The 23,247-nt window shown below is 70.3% G+C and carries 19 protein-coding genes; 2 read left to right on the top strand and 17 right to left on the bottom strand.

The window, feature by feature from the left end; genetic code table 11:
* Positions 1–206 precede the first annotated feature (206 nt).
* From ACIQ7Q_RS12155 to ACIQ7Q_RS12130, 6 genes are all read right to left on the bottom strand, one after another.
* On the bottom strand, positions 207–1,868 hold the full coding sequence (locus tag ACIQ7Q_RS12155) for a beta-N-acetylhexosaminidase (protein ID WP_403859299.1): 1,662 nt from the start codon (positions 1,866–1,868) through the stop codon (positions 207–209).
* Between the two features lie 12 nt (positions 1,869–1,880).
* A complete protein-coding gene (locus ACIQ7Q_RS12150) occupies positions 1,881–2,855 on the bottom strand; it encodes a carbohydrate ABC transporter permease (RefSeq protein ID WP_403859297.1) in 975 nt (324 codons plus the stop codon).
* Entirely contained in the window at positions 2,852–3,829 is a 978-nt protein-coding gene (locus ACIQ7Q_RS12145) for a carbohydrate ABC transporter permease (protein WP_403859295.1), read from the bottom strand. Before ACIQ7Q_RS12145 ends, ACIQ7Q_RS12150 begins: the two co-directional genes overlap by 4 nt.
* Before the next feature lie 4 nt (positions 3,830–3,833).
* Complete coding sequence (locus tag ACIQ7Q_RS12140; RefSeq protein WP_403859293.1) at positions 3,834–5,138, bottom strand: extracellular solute-binding protein; 1,305 nt, start codon at positions 5,136–5,138, stop codon at positions 3,834–3,836.
* 239 nt (positions 5,139–5,377) lie between these two features.
* Positions 5,378–5,671 carry a DUF3039 domain-containing protein gene (locus ACIQ7Q_RS12135; protein ID WP_356633182.1) on the bottom strand — a complete coding sequence of 98 codons (294 nt, stop codon included), beginning with the start codon at positions 5,669–5,671 and terminating at the stop codon, positions 5,378–5,380.
* A gap of 99 nt (positions 5,672–5,770) precedes the next feature.
* Positions 5,771–6,331, bottom strand: a complete 561-nt coding sequence (locus ACIQ7Q_RS12130) for a YqgE/AlgH family protein (protein WP_403859291.1) — start codon at positions 6,329–6,331, stop codon at positions 5,771–5,773.
* A 323-nt stretch (positions 6,332–6,654) separates the two neighbouring features.
* Here ACIQ7Q_RS12130 and murA point away from each other — a divergent pair, with 323 nt between their 5' ends.
* Positions 6,655–7,995, top strand: a complete 1,341-nt coding sequence (gene murA / locus ACIQ7Q_RS12125; protein ID WP_356633178.1) for a UDP-N-acetylglucosamine 1-carboxyvinyltransferase — start codon at positions 6,655–6,657, stop codon at positions 7,993–7,995.
* A 639-nt stretch (positions 7,996–8,634) separates the two neighbouring features.
* On the opposite strand, the gene ACIQ7Q_RS12120 is transcribed toward murA, so the two are convergent.
* From ACIQ7Q_RS12120 to ACIQ7Q_RS12095, 6 genes are all read right to left on the bottom strand, one after another.
* On the bottom strand, positions 8,635–8,916 hold the full coding sequence (locus ACIQ7Q_RS12120) for an HU family DNA-binding protein (RefSeq protein ID WP_004571953.1): 282 nt from the start codon (positions 8,914–8,916) through the stop codon (positions 8,635–8,637).
* Positions 8,917–9,269: 353 nt separating this feature from the next.
* Positions 9,270–10,703 carry an NAD-dependent malic enzyme gene (locus tag ACIQ7Q_RS12115; protein ID WP_403859288.1) on the bottom strand — a complete coding sequence of 478 codons (1,434 nt, stop codon included), beginning with the start codon at positions 10,701–10,703 and terminating at the stop codon, positions 9,270–9,272.
* A 374-nt stretch (positions 10,704–11,077) separates the two neighbouring features.
* On the bottom strand, positions 11,078–13,453 hold the full coding sequence (locus ACIQ7Q_RS12110) for a HelD family protein (protein WP_403859286.1): 2,376 nt from the start codon (positions 13,451–13,453) through the stop codon (positions 11,078–11,080).
* Between the two features lie 151 nt (positions 13,454–13,604).
* Positions 13,605–14,435, bottom strand: coding sequence for a zf-HC2 domain-containing protein (locus ACIQ7Q_RS12105; protein ID WP_403859284.1), 831 nt, complete (start codon positions 14,433–14,435; stop codon positions 13,605–13,607).
* A complete protein-coding gene (locus ACIQ7Q_RS12100; RefSeq protein ID WP_005316925.1) occupies positions 14,432–15,019 on the bottom strand; it encodes a sigma-70 family RNA polymerase sigma factor in 588 nt (195 codons plus the stop codon). Before ACIQ7Q_RS12100 ends, ACIQ7Q_RS12105 begins: the two co-directional genes overlap by 4 nt.
* Positions 15,020–15,093: 74 nt before the next feature.
* Positions 15,094–15,723, bottom strand: a complete 630-nt coding sequence (locus tag ACIQ7Q_RS12095) for a CGNR zinc finger domain-containing protein (RefSeq protein WP_403859282.1) — start codon at positions 15,721–15,723, stop codon at positions 15,094–15,096.
* Between the two features lie 157 nt (positions 15,724–15,880).
* Here ACIQ7Q_RS12095 and ACIQ7Q_RS12090 point away from each other — a divergent pair, with 157 nt between their 5' ends.
* Positions 15,881–16,438, top strand: coding sequence for a DUF1772 domain-containing protein (locus tag ACIQ7Q_RS12090; RefSeq protein WP_403859280.1), 558 nt, complete (start codon positions 15,881–15,883; stop codon positions 16,436–16,438).
* On the opposite strand, the gene ACIQ7Q_RS12085 is transcribed toward ACIQ7Q_RS12090, so the two are convergent.
* The 5 genes from ACIQ7Q_RS12085 to ACIQ7Q_RS12065 form a co-directional block, all read right to left on the bottom strand.
* Positions 16,387–17,532, bottom strand: a complete 1,146-nt coding sequence (locus ACIQ7Q_RS12085) for a uroporphyrinogen-III synthase (RefSeq protein ID WP_403860514.1) — start codon at positions 17,530–17,532, stop codon at positions 16,387–16,389. The genes ACIQ7Q_RS12090 and ACIQ7Q_RS12085 overlap by 52 nt on opposite strands.
* 128 nt (positions 17,533–17,660) lie before the next feature.
* Positions 17,661–19,025: a nitrate/nitrite transporter gene (locus ACIQ7Q_RS12080; RefSeq protein ID WP_403859278.1), complete on the bottom strand. Its 1,365-nt coding sequence runs from the start codon at positions 19,023–19,025 to the stop codon at positions 17,661–17,663.
* Between the two features lie 143 nt (positions 19,026–19,168).
* Positions 19,169–20,302: an acyltransferase gene (locus ACIQ7Q_RS12075; RefSeq protein ID WP_403859276.1), complete on the bottom strand. Its 1,134-nt coding sequence runs from the start codon at positions 20,300–20,302 to the stop codon at positions 19,169–19,171.
* Positions 20,299–22,431 (bottom strand): glycosyltransferase, encoded by a 2,133-nt coding sequence (locus ACIQ7Q_RS12070; protein ID WP_403860511.1) that lies wholly within the window; start codon positions 22,429–22,431, stop codon positions 20,299–20,301. The genes ACIQ7Q_RS12075 and ACIQ7Q_RS12070 overlap by 4 nt, the downstream gene beginning before the upstream one ends.
* A gap of 69 nt (positions 22,432–22,500) precedes the next feature.
* Positions 22,501–23,106: a hypothetical protein gene (locus tag ACIQ7Q_RS12065; protein WP_403859274.1), complete on the bottom strand. Its 606-nt coding sequence runs from the start codon at positions 23,104–23,106 to the stop codon at positions 22,501–22,503.
* Positions 23,107–23,247 lie beyond the last annotated feature (141 nt).

The following is a 23,247-nucleotide window of genomic DNA, read 5'->3' as shown; positions in this document are numbered from 1 at the left end:
ACAGGCCGGACGTGGCAACTCTGGCACATCTTCCGGGCCGACCGACGAGAGGGTCCGCGAAGGGCGTATCCGCCCTACTGGTTGACGCTCGTCACAATGGTCCGTTTTACCCATTTCTTCTTGGAGCCCCGGCCGCACCGGGGCTTCGGCGTCGCACGCCCGCCTCGCCTCCGGTGCGACGCCGACCCACTCTTGGAGCACGGGGCTCACACGTTCGGTGGCGCACCGTCGATCGGGCGTCCGAGGACACCGGGGCGCCGCTGCCACGGCAACGGGCCTCCGGGCGGCCGGTAGTCGACTCCGAGCGCGTCAAGGCGGCTGTAGTGGGCGGTCATTCGGCGTTCGAAGTCCGTGAAGTCACGCGCGGCGGGAGCGGGCAGTCGGGACCAGGCGACCTCGGCGAAGGCGGCGAGGCGCGGGAAGACCTGGTAGTCGACGCGGGCGCTGTCCTGCATGACCTCGGTCCAGACGTTCGCCTGAGTGCCCAGCACATGCGCGGCGGCCTCGGGGGTGAGCGTCGGGGGCACGGGCTCGAAACGGTAGACGTCCTCGAGGGTGCGTACGAAACCGATCGGCATCGGTTCGTCGCCGTCGGCCTGCCGGTGGTCCAAGTACACCTGCTGCTCGGGGCACATGACGATGTCGTGGCCGGCCTCCGCGGCGGCGATGCCGCCCTTGTAGCCGCGCCATGAGGAGACGGCGGCGCCGGGGGCGAGGCCTCCTTCGAGGATCTCGTCCCAGCCGATGAGCCGTCGGCCACGGTCGGTCAGCCAGCGGTCGAAGTGGCGGATGAACCACGACTGGAGTTCGTCCTCGTCGGCCAGTCCCAGCTCCTTGATGCGCGCCTGGGCGGCCGCGGAGGCCTTCCACTGGTCCTTGGCGCACTCGTCGCCGCCGATGTGCACGAACGTGGACGGGAAGAGCTCGAGGACCTCCTCGAGCACACCCTCATAGAAGCGAAGGGTGTTGTCAGTGGGTGCGAGTACGTTGGGACTCACGCCCCAGTTGTCCCAGACTGTCAGGGAGGTTGTGTCGATGACGTCGGAGTTGCCCAGTTGCGGATATGCGGAGATGGCGGCCTGCGAGTGCCCGGGGATGTCGATCTCGGGGACGACGGTGATATGCCGCTCGGCGGCGTAGGCGACGATCTCCCGGATGTCGTCCTGCGTGTAGTAGCCGCCGTGTGGCTTGTCGTCCCACAGGAGTGAGGCCCGGTGCCCGTATTTGGTGCGTGTCCGCCATGCGCCGACCTCGGTGAGCCGGGGGTGCCGCTTGATCTCGATGCGCCAGCCCTGGTCGTCGGTGAGGTGGAAGTGGAAGACGTTGAGCTTGTGCGCGGCGAGCAGGTCCAGGTAGCGCAGGACACCGCCCTTGGGCATGAAGTGCCGTGAGACGTCGAGCATCATGCCGCGCCAGGAGAACCGGGGGGCGTCCTCTATGGTGACCGCGGGCAGCTCCCACCGTCCGCCCTTCGTCAGCGGCGCCCGCCGGTGGGCCGCCGGCCCGAGGAGCTGCCGCAGGGTCTGCGCGCCCCAGAACACCCCTGCGGCACTGCCGCCTTCGATCCGGATGACGGCGCCGTCCGCCACGAGGCGGTAGCCCTCGTCGGCAAGGTCGGTGTCGATGACCAGCACGATGCGGCTGGTGCCGACGCCGCGACCGGCGTCTCCGTCCCCGCGCCCGGCGGCTGCGTGGAGCGGCAGCCCGGTGGCCGCGCCGACGGTGGCGCGCAGCCACTGCTCCGTTCCCTCCGTGCCGGGGCGGGCGTCGATCCGGGTCCGCTCGTCGAGTACGCACTGGGCGGGTGAGGACGCCGCCCATGCGACGCTGCACGGCGCCGGTATCAGGTCCGTCACGTGGTCTGTCATGCCGTCAGCCTTTCAGTCTTTCACCGCGCCGCCCAGGCCGGAGACCAGACGCCGCTGTACGAGTACGAAGAAGACGAGCACCGGCACGGTCATCACGGTGGAAGCCGCCATGATCCCGCCCCAGTCGTTCTCGTCGGGCTTGAAGAAGACCAGCAGCGCCATCGGCAGGGTCGACTGCGAGGTGTCGCTGATGATGAACGACTTGGCGAACAGGAAGTCGTTCCACGTCGAGATGAACGAGAAGACGCTCGTCGCCACGAGCCCGGGAAAGACCAGCGGGAAGAGGATCTGCCAAAGGAAGCGGCTACGGCTCGCGCCGTCGATGTACGCCGCCTCCTCCAGGGCTTCGGGGACCGCCTTGACGAAGCCCCGCAGCATCCAGATGGCGAACGGCAGCGAGAAGGCGATGTGCGGCAGGATCAGCGAGCCGAGGGTGTTCAGCTGACCGAAGTCCCGCATCAGGAAGAAGAGCGGAATGGTGAGGGCCTCGACCGGCACCATCTGCGCCACCAGGAACATGATCAGCAGCGTCGTGCGGAACGTGAAACGGAAGCGCGTGACCGCGGTGGCCGCCAGGAACGCGATCAGGGCCGACGCGAGGACGACCGTCCCGGCGACGATGAGGCTGTTGACGAAATAGCCGCCGAAGTCCTCCTGCCGAAAGACCCGGCGGAACGAGTCCAGCGAGGGAGCCAGGGTCCACGGCTTCGCCTCCGTGGACTGGATCTCACCGGCCGGTTTGAAGGCGGAGAGGACCATCCAGTACAGCGGAAAGGCGACGGCGACCGCGATGACCAGCGCCGACGCCTCCGCCGCGAGCCGCCAGGGGCGCCGGACCCGCAGGGAAGTACGCCGGACAAGCGGGGCAGTGCGCCCGGCCCGCAGGGAAGTACGCCGGACAAGCGGGGCAGTGCGCCCGGCCCGCGGGGAAAGCCGCCGGACAAGCGGGGAAAGAGGGCCACGAAGGCCGCGCGATTCGAGGCTCATATCTCTTCTCCCTGGCGTCGCAGAAGCCGCAGATAGACGAGCGTGACCGCCAGAAGGATCAGCAGCATGACGACGCCGATCGCGGAGCCCAGGCTGTACTGCGAGGACGCGAAGGCCTTCTGATAGGCGTACACGTTGAGCACGAGATTCTGTCCGGCGATGCCTCCGCCGTTCGTCATCACGTAGATCTGGGTGAAGACCTTGAAGTCCCAGATGATCGACTGGATGGTGACGACCGCCAGGATGGGCCGCAGCATCGGTGCCATGACGGATCGCCAGATCCGCCACTGCGAGGCCCCGTCCAGCGAGGCCGCCTCCAGCACCTCCCCCGGGATCGCCTTGATGCCCGCGTACACGGTCACCATCACGAACGGGAACGAGCACCACACGACCTCGAACAGGACGAGCGCGAAGGCGCTGTAGCGGCCGTACGTCCAGGAGAAGTCGCCCAGCCCCAGCAGACGGTTGACCGGGCCGTAGTCGGGGTCGAAGAGGAAGACCCAGACGGTGGAGCCGGTGATCGCGGGGGTCGCCCAGGCGCCGAGTGCGGCCAGCATCAGGGCGAGCCGTGGCAGTGCGCGCACGCGGGTCAGCAGGACGGCCAGCGCGCAGCCGACGGCGAGGGTGGTGATCACGCACGCCGCGGCGAAGAGCAGCGTCGCCGACAGCACGTGCCAGAACTGGCTGTCGGCGAACAGCGCCCGGTAGTTGGCCAGTCCCTGGAAGGTGGTCGGTTGACCGCCGCTGACCTGTGCCTGGGTGTATTCGAGGAAGGAGATCAGACCGAGCTGGTAGATGGGGTAGACCAGCAGCGCGGCAAGCACCACGAGGGCGGGTGCGAGGTAGAGCCAGGGCGTCCAGGCGCCTCGACGGCGGCGGGCCCTGGTGGCGGACGGTGTGTTCGTCCGCGGCGGACGGCCCGTGGTCCCCGCGGGGACCACGGCCGGCTCCGCGGCGGCAGTCTTGTACGCCATGGACTCAGCCCGCGTCGGTGAACGCGGCGTCCATCTTCTCGGCGGCGTCCCCGGAGGCCGTGGCTATGTCCTTCTTGCCGCTGACGATCTCCTGGAACATTGTCGGCAGGACGAGCGAGGCGTCGATGTGCCCCCAGGCGGGCGAGGCGGGGACGAACTTGGCCTGGGCGTCCAGCGTTTTGATGAAGGGCTCGACGAACGGCTGCTTCTTCGCCGCTTCGGTGCGCACATCGGTGTACGTGGGCAGGAAACCCATCGCGTCGAAGAGCTTGCGCTGGGTCTCCTTGCCGGCGAGCTGCTTCATCAGGTCGACCGCCAGTGTGCGGTGCGAACTGCTCTTGAGCACCCCGACGTTGTTGCCGCCCGCGAACGCGGGGGCGATCTCGCCGGCCTTCAGGCCCGGCAGCGGGACGACCGCGTACTTGCCCTTGACCGAGCCGGCCTCGACGGCCTGGTGGCTGAAGTCGCCGCCGATCGCCATGGCCGCCTTGCCGGAGGCGAACGCGGTGACGGTGGCGTTGCCGCCCATGGACGCGCATTTGGCGGCCGGGCAGTTGTCGTCGCCGAAGAGGGACGTGTAGGCCTTGATGCCCTTCTGGGCGGCGGGGCTGTCGATGGCGGACGTGTAGGAGCCGCCGCTCTCCTCCGCCAGTTCGCCGCCGTGGGCCCAGATGAAGGGCATGGCGCCGTAGGTGTAGGCGCCGCCGACGACCAACCCGTACAGGTCCGACTTCTGCTTGTGGATTTTCTTGGCGGTGGCGATGAGCACGTCCTGGGTCTTGGGCGCCTCGATGCCCAGGTCCTCGAAGACGTCGGTGCGGTAGTAGAGCGCCCGGGCGCCGACGAAGAGTGGAGCGCCGTAGATCCTGCCGTCGACGGTGACGGACTGCTTGGCCGTGGGGTCGCTGTCCTTGGCCTCGCTCCATGCGTTGAACTCGGCGCTGACGTCGGCGAGTCCGCCGTCCTTGACGTAGCCGGCCGTGTCGGTGTTGCCGTACTCGATGACGTCGGGGGCGCTCTTCGGGTCGTTGAACGCCGCCTTCATCTTCTGGGCGCGCGTCTCGACCGGTATGTACTCGACCTCGACCTTGGCGCCCTTGTGCGCGTTCTCGAAGGCGGCGACCGCGGCGTCGACGACCTGCTCCTTGGGCTTGTTGTTGACCTCCTGGAACAGCCAGACCCGCAGGGTGCCGCTCTTGTCGTCCTGCTGTGCGCTGTTGTCGGAGGTCTGGGGGGCGCAGGCGGTGGCGGTGATCCCCGCCAGCGCAAGTGCCGCGGCCGTGGCGGCTGTTCGGGAAATGAGCTTCATGCGGGGACCCCTACGAGTTGGCGTTGCAACATACGCAACGGGTGTTTCGCACTGCACAACACGCAGGAGGCTAGAGCCGGGCATACGGCCGGACAAGAGGTCTCAACCACTCTGTGACCGGGTGAAGCACTCCGTGCAACGGAAGCCCATGCCACGGCGGCCGCCGAATGACGGAACGCAAACGGCCCCCGGGAGCGCCGAAGCGCGTCCCGGGGGCCGTAGCAGACCGGTCGGAGCGGTTACTTCTTGTCCTTGCCGCCCTTGCCCTTGTCCTTGTCGCCACCCGCGCCCATGGACTCGTAGATCTCCTTGCACATGGGGCAGACCGGGTACTTCTTGGGGTCGCGCCCCGGCACCCAGACCTTCCCGCACAGTGCCACGACGGGAGTGCCGTCGAGGGCACTCGCCATGATCTTGTCCTTCTGGACGTAATGCGCGAAGCGCTCGTGGTCGCCGTCGCCGTGCGACACCTGGGGTGTCGGCTCTACGAGGGTCCCCGTGCCTGTCCCGCGCTCGGGCTCAAGAGTGCTCATGGGCTCCAAGGGTACTCACGAGACGGCCCCTGCGGGAGCAAGGCCCTGCCGTCTGGGCGAACCGCCCCGGAGGGCCGGCGCCGCGGATCGGTTCAGGGGTCAGTTCAGGCTCGGGTCGTCCGGGTACGTCGCGAACATGGCGAGCTCATTGCGCTGGCGTCGCAGCACGGAGCGCCACAGGTTCTCCGGGTGGGGCGAGGACACGTCCCCCGGCTCCGACTCCACGACGTACCACGCGCCGTCCAGGAGCTCGTCCTCCAGTTGGCCGGGACCCCAGCCCGCGTAACCTGCGAAGATCCGCAGGGAGCCGAGCGCCCCTCCGAGCAGCTCCGGCGGGGCCTCGAGGTCGACGAGGCCGATCGCCCCGTACACCCGCCGCCAGCCGAGCGGGCCCTCGTCGCCGGGGATCACCGCGACGCCGAGCGCCGAGTCGAGGGAGACGGGTCCGCCCTGGAAGACAACGCCCGGTTCACCGGCCAGCGCCGCCCAGGACTCGAGAATGTCCTCCACGACCACGGGGGTGGGCCTGTTCAGAACCACCCCGAGGGAGCCCTCGTCGTCGTGATCGAGCAGCAGGACCACCGCCCGGTCGAAGTTGGGGTCCGCCAGGGCGGGTGCGGCGACAAGCAGCCGCCCTGTGAGCGAGGACACCTCGGTCATGCCAGACATGATCCCGCATCTTCGCGCTCCGCGGGGCCCGAGCGCAGGAGTGCACCTCGGCATCCGCGGGATGCGCGCGATGGGCGCAGCTCAGACGATGCTGTGCGCGGAGCGGACGCGGAGGCATCGCGTCCGCGTCCGAGGGCCGGAACGGTGACGGTGCGCGAGGCTCGACGGACAGAGCGTGTTGTGCCCAATTCATTACGGCCGAGATGGGTCCTCACCCTTACGGAATCGGTGCTCCGCCCCCTTACCCTTTTCTCTGGCCACCCGACCGCCCTTCCCTCGCTTCGCCGGGGGGAGCCCTCCGGAACGCGAGATTCATGACCGGCACAGACGATGTACTGCTTGTCCACGGCGGAACCCCGCTCGAGGGCGAGATCCGCGTCCGCGGCGCGAAGAACCTCGTGCCAAAGGCGATGGTCGCCGCCCTGCTCGGCAGTGGCCCGAGCCGGCTGCGCAACGTGCCGGACATCCGTGACGTGAGAGTCGTACGCGGGCTGCTGCAGCTGCACGGGGTGACTGTCCGCCCCGGCGAGGAGCCCGGCGAGCTGGTCCTCGACCCCACGCACGTCGAGAGCGCGAACGTCGCCGACATCGATGCCCACGCGGGCTCGTCGCGCATTCCGATCCTCTTCTGCGGCCCGCTGCTGCACCGGCTCGGTCACGCCTTCATCCCCGGCCTCGGCGGCTGCGACATCGGCGGCCGGCCCATCGACTTCCACTTCGACGTGCTGCGCCAGTTCGGCGCGACGATCGAGAAGCGCGCGGACGGCCAGTACCTGGAGGCCCCGCAGCGGCTGCGCGGCACCAAGATCCGCCTGCCGTACCCGTCGGTCGGCTCGACCGAGCAGGTGCTGCTGACGGCCGTGCTCGCCGAGGGCGTCACCGAGCTGACCAACGCGGCGGTGGAGCCGGAGATCGAGGACCTCATCTGCGTCCTGCAGAAGATGGGCGCGATCATCTCCATGGACACCGACCGGACGATCCGGATCACGGGTGTCGACAAACTCGGCGGCTACACACACCGGGCGCTTCCCGACCGCCTGGAGGCGGCCTCCTGGGCGTCGGCGGCGCTGGCGACCGAGGGCAACATCTACGTGCGGGGCGCGCAGCAGCGCTCGATGATGACCTTCCTGAACACGTACCGGAAGGTCGGTGGCGCGTTCGAGATCGACGACGAGGGCATCCGCTTCTGGCACCCGGGCGGGCGGCTGAAGTCCATCGCGCTGGAGACGGACGTGCACCCCGGCTTCCAGACGGACTGGCAGCAGCCGCTGGTGGTGGCCCTGACCCAGGCGACGGGCCTGTCCATCGTCCACGAGACGGTGTACGAGTCGCGGCTCGGCTTCACGTCGGCGCTGAACCAGATGGGCGCGCACATCCAGCTGTACCGCGAGTGCCTGGGCGGCTCCCACTGCCGCTTCGGCCAGCGCAACTTCCTGCACTCCGCGGTCGTGTCGGGCCCCACGAAGCTCCAGGGCGCGGACCTGGTCATCCCGGACCTGCGCGGCGGCTTCTCCTACCTGATCGCCGCCCTGGCGGCGCAGGGGACGTCGCGGGTGCACGGCATCGACCTGATCAACCGGGGCTACGAGAACTTCATGGAGAAGCTCGAGAAGCTCGGAGCGAAGGTCGAACTGCCGGGCGGCCCGATCGTCTGACGCCGCGGCCGATGCCGTTCGGATGGCCCTCGCGGAATGCCCCGCGGGGGCCATCGCGCTGCACGGCCCGACCTTCGCCGCCGGGCGCCGGGCCCCGGACGCGGCGGCCCACCGAGCCCCGTCGCCGAGGCGCGGGGGCCATTCAGCCCTGCCGGGCCGCCGCCCCGGGCGCGGTGGCCGTCCCGTGAGGTGGCCGTCCCGGCCACGCTGCGCCCGAGGCACCGGGGCGCCTCCAACCCCGCCCACGCCCTGGCAAGGGGGCGACACCGGCCCCACCGGCGATGGAGGCCCGGGCGGCACCCCGACAGGACCGGCCGGCACCCGGCCAGGCGCTCCCCGCCTGACACACCCAGCCCGCCCACGCTCCGGCACGGGCCCATCCAGCCCCGCCCACGATTGAGGCGCAGGGTTCGGGCGGCACCCCGACAAGACCGGCCGCTCATGCCCTACCGGGCCGCCCGGCCCCTGCACAGGGACGCATACAGCCCCACGGGGACCGTCCCAGCCCCGTCGGCGACCGAGGCGCGGGCCAGGGTGGGACGGTGCCCCGAGAGGACCGGCCGGCGCGCCCCACCGCCCGCGCACGCAGAGGGGCGGTCACCCGGACCCCGGGTGACCGCCCCTCTCGCTGCCTAGGCCTTACTTGCCCTTGGCGGCTTCCTTGAGCTTCGAGCCCGCGGAGACCTTCACGCTGTAGCCGGCCGGGATCTGGATCGGGTCGCCGGTCTGCGGGTTGCGCGCGGTGCGAGCGGCACGGTGGGTGCGCTCGAAGGTCAGGAAGCCGGGGATGGTGACCTTCTCGTCGCCCTTGGCGACGACCTCGCCGACGGTCTCGGCGAGAGCGGCCAGAACGGCGTCGGCGTCCTTGCGGGTCACCTCGGCGCGGTCGGCCAGCGCGGCCACCAGCTCACTGCGGTTCATTTTGTTACTCCCGTGTTCTTCTTGCCTGTGAGGCGTGGATCGAAGCCGATGCTGCCAGGGCCCTCGGACAGTCCCCGGACCCGGGTCTGCTGTCAGACCCCTCCGCGCCCTCGGGGCTTCCCCCAGGACGCAGGTCCTCGGGGAAGCATCCTGCCCCCACCAGCGGCGGGAAAGCCAATCCGGCACCCTCCGGAGTCACACCGGAGCCACACGGAATCCCCCACTGCCTCATCGTGGTGACGTTCCGTCGACTCTTTCGAGACTCGTCGGAGCGGGCGGGCCGGGCCGCGTGCTCCCTGGTCCGCCACCCTAAAGGGGGGTTTGCGGCCCCGCGACCCGCGACGCGCCGTATGTCAGGCGGACGTGGGGCCTGTCACAGCCGCGCCCGCCGCCCGTGCTGCGTCCCGAACGGCCCCTGCGACGGCTCCGGCGACCTTGTCGTTGAAGACCGAGGGGATGATGTAGTTCGGGTTGAGTTCGTCCTCCGTGACGACGTCCGCGAGCGCCGCCGCGGCCGCGAGCATCATCTCGGTGTTGACGGTGCGGGACTGAGCGTCCAGCAGACCGCGGAAGACGCCCGGGAAGACCAGCACATTGTTGATCTGGTTGGGGAAGTCGGAGCGGCCGGTTGCCACAACTGCCGCCGTCTGACGGGCGATTGCAGGCTCGACCTCGGGGTCGGGATTCGCGAGAGCGAACACGATCGCGCCCTCCGCCATCGCCGCGACATCGTCCGCGCCGATCACGTTCGGTGCGGAGACGCCGATGAAGACGTCGGCTCCGGCAACCGCTTCCTTGAGCGTGCCGGTGACGCCCTCGGGGTTGGTGTTGTCGGCGATCCAGCGCAGCGGCGACTCGGGCGCGGCGGCCACGAGGTCCTCACGGCCCGCATGGACGACACCGTGGATGTCGGCCACGACGGCGTGCTTGACGCCCGCCGCGATGAGGAGTTTGAGGATGGCGGTACCGGCCGCGCCGGCGCCGGACATGACGACCCGGACGTCGCTGACTTCCTTGCCCACCACGCGCAGAGCGTTGGTCAGCGAGGCGAGGACGACGATCGCGGTGCCGTGCTGGTCGTCGTGGAAGACGGGGATGTCGAGGGCCTCGCGCAGCCGTGCCTCGATCTCGAAGCAGCGGGGCGCGGAGATGTCCTCGAGGTTGATGCCGGCGAAGCCGGGCGCGATCGCCTTGACGATCTCGACGATGGCGTCGGTGTCCTGGGTGTCCAGACAGATGGGCCACGCGTCGATGCCGGCGAAGCGCTTGAAGAGCGCGGCCTTGCCCTCCATGACCGGCAGGGCGGCCTTGGGTCCGATGTTGCCGAGGCCGAGCACGGCGGAGCCGTCGGTCACCACTGCAACGGAGTTGCGCTTGATGGTGAGGCGGCGGGCGTCCTCCGGGTTCTCCGCGATCGCCATGCACACTCGGGCGACGCCCGGGGTGTAGATCATGGACAGGTCGTCACGGTTGCGGATGGGATGTTTGGACGCCATCTCGATCTTGCCGCCGAGGTGCATCAGGAACGTACGGTCCGAGACCTTGCCGAGGACGACGCCCTCGATGTTCCGCAGCTCTTCGACGATCTCGTCCGCGTGGGCCGTCGAGGTGGCGGCGATCGTGACATCCATCCGCAGCTTCTCGTGGCCGGAGGCGGTCACGTCCAGGCCGGTCACGGAGCCCCCGGAGGACTCCACGGCCGTGGTGAGCTGGGAGACCGCGGTTCCGCTCGCGGGCACCTCCAGCCGGACCGTCATCGAGTACGAGACGCTGGGCGCCGTTGCCATGACCGGGTTCCTCTGCTTTCCCTAGCTTCTTTGCCATGCGGCGCCGCGCCTGAGCCCGGCAGCGCTGTGAAGATGGTGACACCTACCTGCCAGTAGCAGGTAATGCGGTCATATTGTTTTCGGAAATTGTTTTCCACCATACGAGATACGGGGCTGAAACAGTAGAGGCCCGCGTCACCTGACCAGGTGACGCGGGCCTCTCCGCAATGCTGAGCGGCACCGACCCGCCATGCTCGCCTCGCGGCAAGTGGTCCCTCTGAGGGACGAAGGTTGGGCCCGGGGGCTTGGATCGAGCCGGTGCCGTACCCAGGCTAACGCACCACTCCGACAAGTGATTCCCCCATCGGATGTTGACTTCTCGAGCGGTCGCCCGTTCAGTCCCGCAGCAGGTCCGGGACGCCGTCCGCGTCCGGCTGGTCCCGGCTGCCGGAGACCACCGTGAGCTGCTGGGTCGCCCGTGTCAGTGCCACGTAGAGCACCCGCAGACCCGCCGGCGACTCGTCGGCGATCTCCGCGGGCGAGACGACGACGGTCGCGTCGTACTCCAGTCCCTTCGCCTCCAGCGAGCCGAGCGCGACGACCCTCTCGCCGAGCCCCGCCAGCCAGCGTGCGGCCTGCTCACGACGGCTCATGGCGACGACGACGCCGACGGTGCCGTCGACCTGCTCCAGCAACCGCTCCGCCTCCGTACGTACGGCGGCGGCCAGGTCCGCGCCGTCCCGGAGGGCCGCGAAGCGCGGGCGCACTCCCGTGGAGCGGACCGCGGACGGGGACTCCATGCCGGGCATGGCGAGTCTGAGCACCTTGGCCGCCAGTTCCGCGATCTCCGCCGGATTCCGGTAGTTGACGGTCAGCTCGAAGCGGCGGCGCGGACGGCTGCCGAGAGCCTCGTCACGGGCCTCCGCCGCCTCGTCCGGCGAGGACCAGGACGACTGAGCCGGGTCGCCGACAACCGTCCATGTCGCGTGCCGGCCGCGACGGCCCACCATCCGCCACTGCATGGGCGTGAGGTCCTGCGCCTCGTCGACGATGACGTGCGCGTACTCGGTGCGCTCGGCTGCCAGCCGTTCGGCCCGCTCTCGTTGTGACTCCTCGCGCTGCGGCATCAGCTCCTCGAGCCCGGTCAACTGGTCCAGCGGGTCGAGCTCACGCCTCTTTCGGGGACGGGCCGGGGTGCCGAGCAGCGTGTGGAGCTCGTCGAGGAGCGCCACGTCGTGCACGGAGAGACCGTCCCGGCGCAGCGAGCGGGCCAGCCTGCGCACCTCTCCGGGGTTGAGCACGCGGCGCGCCCAGCGGCCGAGGCGCCGCTCGTCAGCCATGGCCGCCAGCACGGCGCGCGGGGTCAGCTCGGGCCACCAGGCGTCCAGGAACGCGGTGAAGGTGTCCTCGCCCGTGACGTCCTCGTCGAAGGAGGAGCGCAGTTCGGCGGCGAGCTCGGGGTCGCCGGTGTGACGGCCCGCGGCGCCCGACTTGGCGTACAGGGCGTCGAGCAGCAGCCGCCGGGCGCGCGGGCGCAGGAGGTTCACGGGTGCGGTGCCGCCGAGCACGGCCAGACGGATGCGCTGCAGTTCGCCGGCCTCCAGCTCGAGCCGCCGGCCGAAGGCGACGACGCGCAGCCGGGTGGGCGTGCCCGCGGGGGCTGCCGGCTCCTCGCCGAAGGCGAGCTGTTCGTCCTTGTCCTCGGCGGGGGCCTGGGCCGGCATCTCCAGGGCGCCCCGCGCGGCCTTGCGCAGCACCTTGAGCATCCGTGAGGAGCCCTTGACGCGGGCCACGGCCGGTTCGTCGTAGACCGTCGCCTCGGCACCGTCCACCAGCGAGCCGACGGCACGGATCGCGACCTGCCCCTCCTCGCCCAGCGACGGCAGCACGCCCTCGGTGTAGGCGACGAGCAGGGGGGTCGGGGAGACGATGAGGATGCCGCCCGCGTAGCGGCGCCGGTCCTGGTAGAGCAGGTAGGCGGCGCGGTGCAGGGCCACCGCCGTCTTGCCGGTACCGGGTCCGCCCTCCACGTAGGTGACGGAGGCGGCGGGGGCGCGGATCACCAGGTCCTGTTCGGCCTGGATGGAGGCGACGATGTCCCGCATGGTGTGGCTGCGGGCCTGTCCGAGGGCGGCCATCAGCGCGCCGTCGCCGATGACGGGGAGCGGCTCGCCGTCGAGGGTGGCGGTCAGCTCGGGACGCATCAGGTCGTCCTCGACGCCGAGGACCTTGCGGCCCTTGGAGCGGATGACGCGCCTGCGCACCACGCGGCCGGGGTCGACCGGGGTGGACCGGTAGAAGGGTGCGGCGGCGGGGGCACGCCAGTCGATGACCAGCGGCGCGTAGTCGGAGTCGAGGACGCCGATGCGGCCGATGTGCAGGGTCTCCCCGATGTCGGCCGTGTTGTCGGGGCGTACGGCGTCGTCGGCGGGTTCGACGGAGGTGTAGGCGCCGTCGGGACCCTTCTTGCCGTTCTTGCCGTACAGCAGGTCGATCCGGCCGAAGAGGAAGTCCTCGAACTCGTTGTTGAGCCGGTTGAGGTGGACGCCCGCGCGGAAGACCTGGGCGTCCCGCTCGGCGAGCGCGCCGGGCGTGCCGACCTGGCCCCTCTTGGCGGCGTCGTTCATCAGGAACTCGGCCTCGTGGATCTTCTCCTCGAGACGGCGGTACACCTGGTCCAGATGTTCCTGTTCGACACCGATCTCACGGTCTCGCACCGTGTCGGCGGCGGAGCCGACCACGGATTCGACAGCGGCATCCTGCGCGGCCACCGGGCCCCCTTCTGACGTGCACTGGGCAGCCGTCAACCGTACGCCACGGGGGGAGGTTATTGCACCTGTCCGGGCCGCCGTCCCGGGGGGGGCGGGACATGGTGGTGCGGCCGGGGGCCGCACAGCACCCCGGCCGGAAGATTCCGGCCCGCTAAGCGTCGACCTCCACGAGCCGCCGGCCGTCGAACGTACGGACCTCGAAGTGATCGATGTCGCCGCGGTCCATGGCCGAGCCGCCGTGCACGTACAGCGGGCTCTTGGCGGCCGCGTTGGGGCTGTCGGGGATTCCGTAGCCCCACGTGGGCACGGCCCACGACGTCACGACCTCTTCCTCACCGGTCTTGGAGACGGCGATGAGGTTGCACTTCAGGGGGCCCTTGACGTTCTTCAGCTCCAGGACGGCGTGGGTGCCCCAGCCCTTCTTCTCCATGCCGACGACGGCGCTGACCTTGGTGGTCGCATCCGTGGCCTGCACCTTCTCCTCCATGTGGTTGAAGAAGGCGTCCTCGGCGGGACTGGTGGGGTGCGGCTCTGCGCCCGCCACGGTGCTGCCGGTGTCGTCGGCGGTGACGACGACCGCGACCGCCGGCCCGCCGATGATCAGTGCCGCTGCCGCCGCGAGCAGGTACATGCCGCGCCTGCGCTTGTGGGCGCGTTTGACGGCGACCTCGTTCAGCAGGCCGTCGAGCACCTTGGGGCTCGGCGAGGTGGGCACCACGGGGACCGGCCGGGGCGGCGGGAAGTCCGCCTGTCCCGGCATTCCGGGCAGGCTGTAGACGTTGCTCTGCGGCGGTGCCGGGGCGGGCGCCTGCGCGAGCATCGCCAGCATCGGTTCCATCCCCGAGAACTCGTCGAGGCGGGCGGCACAGATGTCGCATCCCGCCAGATGCGCCTCGAAGACGGAGGCGTCCGCTTCGTCGAGCACGCCGAGCACGTACGCACCGACGGCGTCGTGTACGGACTCCTGCTCGTACATGGTCATGCCGAGACCCCCCTCTCCTCAAGAGCGAGCTTCATGGAACGGAGCGCGTAGAACACACGGGACCGCACGGTCCCGCTGGGTATGCCGAGGGTTTCGGCCGCTTCATTGACCGTACGCCCCTTGAAATACGTCTCGACAAGAACTTCCCTGTGGGCGGGCGTCAAATCATCGAGTGCATCTGAGAGCGTCATCAGCCACAACGCCTTGTCGATCTCGTCCTCCGCGGGCATGACCTCCAGCGGCGACGGATCGACCTCCTGCGGCCGGGCCTGCCGGCTGCGGTGGCCGTCGATGACGATGCGCCGTGCGACCGTCACCAGCCAGGGTCGGACAGAGCCGGTAGCTCGGTTGAGCTGGCCGGCGTTCTTCCAGGCACGGATGAGCGTCTCCTGCACGACGTCCTCGGCGCGCTGGCGATCGCCGGCGACGAGACGCAGTACATAAGCAAGCAACGGCCCTGCATGTTCGCGGTAGAGGGCACGCATCAACTCCTCGTCGGGGACGGAAGTGTCGATACGTGGCTTCTCGCTTCGATGGCGGGCCCGTTGCGGACGGTCATCGGCCACGGCGGCATCCTTGCGCACCTGAACCTCCTGGTCGAGACCCTGTTTTCGTCGGCTGGCTGTCGTCCCCCTTCACTACGGGGACGGCGGAGGTTTCATTCAACTCCGGCCGAGGAAACTTCAAGATCTTTTACAGAGGCCTTCCGGCGGTGTCTCGCGACCCGCTCGCGGTTGCCGCACACCTCGCTGGAACACCAGCGCCTGCGTCGGCCGCGCGAGGTGTCCAGATAGACGCGGCGGCAGTTGTCGCCCTCGCACTGCCGCAGCCGCGAGCGCGCGACGGGATCAGTGAGCAGATCCACGGCGTCCCGTGCGACGACCGCGAGCAGCGCCGAGCACTCCGGCGTCGAGCACAGGGCCCGCACGAGACCGCCGTCCTCGTCGCGTACTGCCCTGATGCCCGGCGGGGCGCCCTGCGCACGGGCGTTGAGGATCGCGAGGGCGTGCTCGGCGCGGGCGTCCTGGCGTCCGCCCCGCACCAAGCGGTCGACACAGTCTCGCAGTTCGACGAAGCCGGCCACCCAGGTGCCGTCGACGGGGGCGGGGCGGGTGTCGGCGGGTACGAGTCCGGCAGCGGCGAGCCAGTGCGCCAACCCCTCTGGATCGGCGAACGGTTCGGGGCCGTCGGCATGGCGGTCGGATTCCGGTGCCGTCGCCACCAGGTCCAGGCAGATGCGCCCGGAGTCGAACCGCCATTGGTACGAGCCCATGCCCGCCGCTGTCATGTGCCTGTCACCACCTCAGAAGCACCGTCGGGTGTTCCCCACCAGAGTGCCCGCCCGCGGGTGCCGCCGGAAGCCCGCATCGAGCCTTGGACGCACGGACATGCGATTGCGACGCTCGCCCATGTTCCGCACGAGGACAGCCCTGTTGACTGGCCACATGACACAGAAGAGGGGTGCACGGGCCGTTCTCGCGTCGGCCACCGTGGCGACCGGGCTGGTCGCGGGCGTCTGGTACGCGTTCGCCTGCGCGGTGATGCCCGCGCTGAGCCGAAGCGAGGACCGGACCTATGTCGAGGTCATGCAGAACATCAACGAAGTCATCGAGAACCCCGTGTTCTTCGCGGGCTTCTTCGGCGCGCTGATCCTCACAGCCGTCTCGGCCTGGCAGCTGCGCCGCACACCGACGGGCCGGTGGGTGACGGCCGCCCTGATCCTGTACGTCCTGGTGTTCCTGGTCACATCCGCGGCGAACGTGCCGCTCAACAACGAACTCGCCGCCGCGGGGGCCCCCGACAACATCGCCGACCCGGGCGCCGTACGGGAGAGCTTCGAGGATCCGTGGGTGCTCTGGAACATCGTGCGGGCGCTGCTGACGACGGCAGCCCTGGTCTGCCTGTGGCGCGCGACGTCGCTCCTGCGCGCGGCGCACCACCCGGCCGGGGGTCAGACGTCGGCGTACTTGGCGTCGGACGCCGGGTCGAGGGCCAGCCGGTAGCCCCGTTTGACGACGGTCTGGATCAGCTTCGGGGCCCCCAGCGCCGTACGCAGCCGGGCCATGGCCGTCTCCACGGCGTGCTCGTCCGTGCCGGCCCCGGGCAGGGCACGCAGAAGGTCGGAGCGGGCGACGACCCAGCCGGGCCGCTCCGACAGGGCCCGCAGCAGGGCCATCCCGGCGGGCGGCACGGGGCGCAGCTCGTCGTCGACGAGGACGGCGTGGCCGCGGATCTCGACGCGGTGGCCCGCGACGGGGAACGTACGGGCGCGGGCGGGCAGTTCGACACCGAGAAGCTGGACGAGCGGACCGAGCCGGAAACGCTCCGGCTGGACCGTGGTGACGCCCGCCGCCTGCAGCGGCACCGCGGTGACCGGGCCCACGCAGGCGGCGAGCACGTCGTGGTCGAGGGCGGCCAGCAGATCCGGCAGCAGCCCGCGGCCCTCTGCCCGGGACATGAGCGACGCCGCGGCCGGGGCGCTGGTGAAGGTGACGGCGTCCAGGGAGCGGGAGACGGTCGCGTCGAGCAGCCGGTCGAGCGGGTTGATGTCCTCCGGCGGCATCCACCGGTAGACGGGTACGAGGACGACATCGGCCCCTGCTGCCCGCAGTGCCTCCACGAACCCCGGCAGCGGCTCGCCGTGCAGCTGGAGGGCGACCCGGCGGCCCGTGACACCCTGGGCCAGGAGCCGGTCGAGCACCTCCGCCATGGACTCGGACGCCGGGGACCACTCCTCGTTGAGTCCCGCCGCGCGAATGGCGCCCTTGACCTTGGGCCCGCGCGCCAGCAGCTCCGAGCCGCGCAGCCGGTCCAGCAGCTGCTCGCCGAGCCCCCAGCCGTCGGCGGCCTCCACCCAGCCGCGGAAGCCGATGGCGGTGGTGGCCACGGTCACGTCCGGCGCGTGGCCGATGAGTTCCTTGGTGGCGGCGAGGAGCTCCGCGTCGTCCGCGAGCGGAACGATGCGCAGTGCGGGGGCGTGCAGGACCGCCGCGCCGCGCCGCTGGAGGAGCGCGCCGAGCTCGTCGGCGCGCCGTGCGGCGGTCACGCCGACGGTGAAGCCCGCGAGGGGGCCGTGCGGTTGGCCTTGGTCGTGCATCTCGGTCGTCCCCACTGAAGTGCCCCATCGGAATGTGCCACCGGACGGTGAACGGGCGACCGAGCCTGTCAAAGGTGCGTGACAGGCCCGGTTCGCTCATATTTCACCGTCGTTACATGCTCGCTCGATCAGACCCTCGCGTAGACGGGCTCCGCACCAGTGTCCGCCGCTGCCTCCGTCTGCGCGGTGCGCACGGGCACGACGACCGGCCGGCGAAGGTATACCGCCCAGGTGACCCCGGAGCACAGGGCGTAGAAGACGAGGAAGGACACGAAGGCCGCGGTCCCGGTGCCGGCGGTCTGGAAGGACTGGCGGAAGGCCAGGTTGATGGCGAGGCCGCCGATCGCGCCGACGGCGCCGATGAGCCCCATCGAGGCGCCCGAGAGCCGGCGCCCGTAGGCGGCCGCTGTCTCGCCGGTCATGCCCTGGGCGAGGGCCTTGTTCTGGAAGATGCCAGGGATCATCTTGTACGTCGAGCCGTTCCCGAGCCCGGTCAGCACGAACAGGGCGATGAATCCGACGAGGAACACCGCCAGCGACTCCTGGACGGACGCGGCGACGACCACACCGGTCGCGGCGGCCATGGCCACGAAGTTCCACAGAGTGATGCGCGCCCCGCCGAAGCGGTCCGCGAGCAGACCGCCGACGGGCCGGATGAGCGAGCCGAGCAGCGGCCCGATGAAGGTGAGGGAGGCAGCCTGCAGCGGGGTGCGTCCGAACTGGGTCTGCAGCACGAGGCCGAAGGCGAAGCTGTAGCCGATGAACGAGCCGAAGGTGCCGATGTACAGGAAGGCCATGATCCAGGTGTGGCCTTCCTTGGCGGCGTCGATCGCCGCGCCGGTGTCGTTCTTCACCGGCGCCAGGTTGTCCATCCACAGGGCGGCGCACAGGGCGGCCACCACGATCAGCGGCATGTAGATGCCGAGCACCAGCCGGGGGTGTGCCGCCCCGGCCGTGCCGATGATGAGCAGGGCGATCAGCTGGATGACCGGTACGCCGATGTTGCCGCCGCCCGCGTTGAGGCCGAGCGCCCAGCCCTTCTTTCGCAGCGGGAAGAAGGCGTTGATGTTGGTCATCGACGAGGCGAAGTTACCGCCGCCCACGCCCGTGAGGGCGGCGACCGCGAGAAACGTCGTGTACGAGGTGCCGGGCTCCATCACCAGATACGCGGCGCCGGTCGGCAGGAGCAGGAGCAGGGCGCTGAAGATGGTCCAGTTCCGCCCGCCGAAGCGGGCGACGGCGAAGGTGTACGGCACCCGGATCACGGCCCCGACGAGGGTCGCCGTGCCGATCAGGAAGAACTTCCCGGCCGGGTCGACTCCGTACTCGGGGCCCATGAAGAGGACCATCACGGACCACAGGCTCCAGACGGAGAACCCGATGTGCTCACTCAGGACCGAGAAGACGAGATTGCGCCGTGCGATCCGCTCCCCCTTGGTCCGCCAGAAGGTCTCGTCCTCGGGGTCCCACTCTTCGATCCACCGGCCTGCCATCACGTGCCTCCACCTGTGTCTGGTCGTGGAGTCGAGGTTATGGGCAGCTCGTTTCGGGCCGGTGGCCCGAGGTGACCGGCGCGAAACCTTGCTCTCACCCGCCCGTCAGGTGCCGTGTGAGCCCCGGAGGGCGGGGGCCCGTGTCAGCGGCGGAAGGCGGACGGCCCGTTCGGCCACAGGCGCGGGCGGCGGCGGGCCGCCAGGTCCTCGGCCCAGCCGAACAGCACGATGCACACGGCGATCAGCGCCCAGGCGACCAGCAGCACCGGGGCCCAGCTGTCCAGCAGCCACGGGGCGCGCTCGGCGAGCAGGTCGATGTCCCACATGCGGTCCCACAGGAGGGCGGCGACCAGGATGCACACGTTGTGCCAGAGGTAGACGGTCACTGCCCGTGCGTTGAGGAGGGTGATCAGGCTGTCCCACTGACGCAGCCTCGGCGGCCACGACTCCCAGGTGGGACTGAAGTGGAGCAGGAGCATGACCGCTCCCAGCGACCACAGGGCGTCGGCCGCCGGAATGCCGTCCAGTTCGGCGCCGCCGGCGAAGCCGTGGTTCCCGGCCCACCAAAGCCCGGCGAGCATCACGAACGGCGCGACGGAGGGCACGACGTAGCGCGGCAGGCGCTCGAGGACGCCTTCCTGGCGGGCCATGCCGAGGATCCAGCACGCGCCGAAGGTGCTGAAGTCGGTGAGCGCCGAGTCGATCCGCTCGGGCATGGAGAGGTAGCCGGCGGCGAGCCCGAAGGAGAGGGCGACCGGTGCGGCGAGGGTCGCCCACGGCAGCTTGCGCAGGCAGCGCAGCAGCAGCGGCGACAGAAGCACGAACCACAGGTAGGCGCGCACATACCAGAGCGGCTCCGCCAGGTCGCCGGCCCATCCGGCGGCGAGGAACGGCGGATCGCTCAGTGGCAGGAGCCAGAAGACCGCGGAGGGACCGGGGCGCCACCCGTCGATCAGCATGGCGGTCACCCCCACGGCCCCCAGCACCCACAGCGGGGGCAGGAGGCGCCGCACCCTGCTGCGGATCACCTGCAGCGCGGGGCGGGCGAGGGAACGCGCCATCAGGGAGCCGGCGAGGGCGAACATCACGCCCATGGAAGGGAAGAGGAGCGGGAGCCAGGCCCAGCCGACCAGGTGGTAGAGCACGACGCGGAAGAGGGCGAGCGCCCGCAGCAGGTCGAAGTAGCGGTCCCTGGTGCCCGCGGACACCGGGGCGGTGCCGCCCTGAGGCGGCTGCGTCGGCGGCAGTTGGGCTGTCTGCGGCGTGTACGGGGTCATGCGACCGGCCTCCGGTCTCCGGCACCACGCGCCGCGCGGCCGCCCGAGGCGGCGGCCCCGGGGGCCTCGACCACGCCGGTGCGCCGCAGTTTCTGCCAGCGCAGCCGGCCGCCGGTCAGGGCGGTGATCCAGGACTGCAGGAGCACCACGTACATCAGCTGGCGGTACAGGATCTGCTGGAGCGGCAGTGAGACCAGGTGGACCATGCGTTCCTTGTCGAGCCGGAAGGCGTAGGCGGCGCAGACGGCCTGGATGGCGAGGACGCCGAGCCACGCGGCGATCGTCTTCTGCGTGGGCCCGAAAACCAGCCCGTACAGCAGGAAGACGTCGATCAGCGGGGCGAGCAACGGCGCGAGGACCATGAAGAGGGAGACCAGCGGCAGGCCGACCCGGCCGAAGCGGCCGGAGGGCCCGCGTTCGACGAGCGCCCGGCGGTGCTTCCAGATCGCCTGCATGGTGCCGTAGCTCCAGCGGTAGCGCTGCGACCACAGCTGCTGCACGGACTCGGGTGCCTCGGTCCAGGCGCGGGCCTTCTCCGCGTAGACGACCCGCCAGCCGTCGCGGTGCATGGCCATGGTGATGTCGGTGTCCTCTGCGAGGGTGTCCTCGCTCATGCCGCCGACCCGCTCCAGCGCGCTGCGGCGGAAGGCGCCGACCGCGCCGGGGATGGTGGGCATGCAGCCGAGCAGGTCGTACATCCGGCGGTCGAGATTGAAGCCCATCACGTACTCGATGTGCTGCCATGCCCCGATGAGGGTGTCGCGGTTGCCGACCTTCGCGTTGCCCGCGACCGCGCCGACGCGCGGGTCACCGAAGGGCTGGACGAGTTCACGGACGGTGGACGGCTCGAAGACCGTGTCACCGTCCATCATCACGACGATCTCGTACCGGGCGTGCCGGATGCCGTTGTTGAGTGCGGCGGGCTTGCCCGAGTTGGGCTGTCGTACGACGCGGACGCCGCGCAGCTCCATCGCCTCGACGATGTCGGCGGTGCCGTCGCTGGAGCCGTCGTCGATGACGACGACTTCGAGGGGGTGGTCGCTCGCCATCAGCGAGCGGACGGTGTTGGCGATGCACTCGCGTTCGTTGTAGGCGGGGACCAGCACGGACACCGGCCGGGTGATCGGCGGCCCCCAGCTGAAGTTCTTCCGGCGCACCTTGCGGGCGTGCGCGAAGGAGAGGATCAGCATCAGCCCGAAGCGGGCGAAGACCAGTACACCGATCACGGCCAGGCACACGACCAGGGTCTCGGTGGTGTTCTCGGAGACGGCGACGGCCCCGACGAACGCCTTGCCCTTCCACAGCTCGGGCCCGGTGACCTTGGTGTGGGCGCTGGGTGCGCCGAGCGCCTCCGTGAGGTTGGTGAACCGGTAGCCGCGCTCCTGCATGTCGGGCAGGAAGCGGTTCAGTGCCGCGACCGTCTGGGAGCGGTCGCCGCCGGAGTCGTGCATCAGCACGATGGAGCCCTCGGTGCCCTTGGGCGTGGCGCGCTTGATGATCGCGTCGACGCCCGGCCGCTTCCAGTCCTCGGAGTCGGTGTTGTTGAAGGCGGTGATGTAGCCGCGGGTGCCTATGTACTGGGTGACGGGCCAGGACTCGTTGTCGAGGGCGTCGGAGAAGGACGAGTACGGCGGCCGGAACAGGGAGGTGCGGATACCGGCGGCGCCGGCCAGCGCCAACTGGTTCTGGGACAGCTCCCAGTCGATGCGGCTGGTCGACTGGAAGGACAGGTCGGGGTGGTTGAAGGTGTGCAGGCCGACCTCGTGGCCCTCGCGCACCATCCGTTCGACCAGGTCGGGGTGGCGGGAGGCCATCGTGCCGGTGACGAAGAAGACGGCGTGGGCGTCGTACTGCTTCAGCTTGTCGAGGACCTTCGGGGTCCAGAGGGGGTCGGGGCCGTCGTCGAAGGTCAGCACCAGCCGCCGGTCGGGGACGCTCAGGGCCCTCGGGTCCTTCTTGTCGCGGGCGTCGATGACGGGGCCGCCCGCCAGGATGTGCTCGGGGACCTGGTCGGTGGCGGCCGGGGGACGTACACGGTGGTCGGCGAGGATCTCGCTGTGCACATAGCCGCGCAGCATCAGCATCGCGAGCAGCGCGACGAGGAAGAGCACGGGCAGCAGATAGCGCATCGGCAGTCTGCGGCGTACGACGCGCTTGGGGCTCCGCTGCTGCGGAGCCCCTGGGCTGGGGAAGGTCATCTACGCTGCGCTCTCTTGCACGGGTGGTTCGGGGGATCCGCTGCCGGGGTCGGGCTCGGAGGGGCCGGCGTCGGAAGGCGTGCCGGTGTCGGGCTCGGAGGCGCCGCCGTCGGGAGTGGCGGGCGTTGCCGGGCCCGGGGCGGGCCCGTCGGCCGGCTGTTGCGTGGCGGCGGGGGAAGACGCGGCGGGTGCGGGCGCGGAGGGCAGCGGGCTGCTGCCGTCCGCGTTGCCCGAGGGCAGCGGCAGCACCGCGTCGACGGACTCGTCGGGGGCGGGCACGCCCGGGGTCGCGTGCGGTGTGACCACCGAGGAGTCGTGGTCGGTGGGTGCGGGCTGGATCTCGACGTGGGCGGGTTTGCCGTCTCCCGCCTGTCCCAGGCCGGGCAGCCAGGGGGCACTGGAGTTGCCGCCGGCGAGAGCGGCCACGAGCGTGATCGCGTAGCAGGCGCACGCGGCGGCCAGCACCCAGCCGACGAGGCGCAGCTTCTTGCTGCGCCGACCGCTTTCGTCGACGAAAACCGGCCCCTCGGAGCTGTCCTGAGCGGCGATCGGTTCGACCGGCAGGTCCCGCAGTTTCCGTCCGATGCCGTCGAGTTGAATCGTCACCTCGTGCGGCTCGTGCGTGTGACCTATACCGCTATTTTCTTGCCAATTTTCCATGGCTGGTGACACATCCCCCCACTGACTGGAATCGGGGTGTGCGCACGGCTCATCGGCCGCATCCGGACTCGGGTCCCCACCCTGTCC

The sequence above is a fragment of the Streptomyces sp. NPDC096176 genome, from assembly GCF_044763255.1.
Classification (GTDB): domain Bacteria; phylum Actinomycetota; class Actinomycetes; order Streptomycetales; family Streptomycetaceae; genus Streptomyces.
Note: the sequence above shows the minus strand (reverse complement) of the source record. Positions and strands in the feature narration are given on the sequence as shown.

Excerpts from the sequence above, each read along its gene's own strand:
- ACIQ7Q_RS12130 (WP_403859291.1), bottom strand. The coding sequence starts at position 6,331 with ATGACCGAGGTGTCCTCGCTCACAGGGCGGCTGCTTGTCGCCGCACCC.
- ACIQ7Q_RS12085 (WP_403860514.1), bottom strand. The coding sequence starts at position 17,532 with ATGCACGACCAAGGCCAACCGCACGGCCCCCTCGCGGGCTTCACCGTC.
- ACIQ7Q_RS12115 (WP_403859288.1), bottom strand. The coding sequence starts at position 10,703 with ATGGCAACGGCGCCCAGCGTCTCGTACTCGATGACGGTCCGGCTGGAG.
- ACIQ7Q_RS12090 (WP_403859280.1), top strand. The coding sequence starts at position 15,881 with ATGACACAGAAGAGGGGTGCACGGGCCGTTCTCGCGTCGGCCACCGTG.
- ACIQ7Q_RS12140 (WP_403859293.1), bottom strand. The coding sequence starts at position 5,138 with ATGAAGCTCATTTCCCGAACAGCCGCCACGGCCGCGGCACTTGCGCTG.
- ACIQ7Q_RS12075 (WP_403859276.1), bottom strand. The coding sequence starts at position 20,302 with ATGACCCCGTACACGCCGCAGACAGCCCAACTGCCGCCGACGCAGCCG.
- ACIQ7Q_RS12150 (WP_403859297.1), bottom strand. The coding sequence starts at position 2,855 with ATGAGCCTCGAATCGCGCGGCCTTCGTGGCCCTCTTTCCCCGCTTGTC.
- ACIQ7Q_RS12070 (WP_403860511.1), bottom strand. The coding sequence starts at position 22,431 with ATGCGCTATCTGCTGCCCGTGCTCTTCCTCGTCGCGCTGCTCGCGATG.
- ACIQ7Q_RS12135 (WP_356633182.1), bottom strand. The coding sequence starts at position 5,671 with ATGAGCACTCTTGAGCCCGAGCGCGGGACAGGCACGGGGACCCTCGTA.
- ACIQ7Q_RS12095 (WP_403859282.1), bottom strand. The coding sequence starts at position 15,723 with ATGACAGCGGCGGGCATGGGCTCGTACCAATGGCGGTTCGACTCCGGG.
- ACIQ7Q_RS12145 (WP_403859295.1), bottom strand. The coding sequence starts at position 3,829 with ATGGCGTACAAGACTGCCGCCGCGGAGCCGGCCGTGGTCCCCGCGGGG.
- ACIQ7Q_RS12080 (WP_403859278.1), bottom strand. The coding sequence starts at position 19,025 with ATGGCAGGCCGGTGGATCGAAGAGTGGGACCCCGAGGACGAGACCTTC.
- murA (WP_356633178.1), top strand. The coding sequence starts at position 6,655 with ATGACCGGCACAGACGATGTACTGCTTGTCCACGGCGGAACCCCGCTC.
- ACIQ7Q_RS12105 (WP_403859284.1), bottom strand. The coding sequence starts at position 14,435 with ATGACCATGTACGAGCAGGAGTCCGTACACGACGCCGTCGGTGCGTAC.
- ACIQ7Q_RS12120 (WP_004571953.1), bottom strand. The coding sequence starts at position 8,916 with ATGAACCGCAGTGAGCTGGTGGCCGCGCTGGCCGACCGCGCCGAGGTG.
- ACIQ7Q_RS12155 (WP_403859299.1), bottom strand. The coding sequence starts at position 1,868 with ATGACAGACCACGTGACGGACCTGATACCGGCGCCGTGCAGCGTCGCA.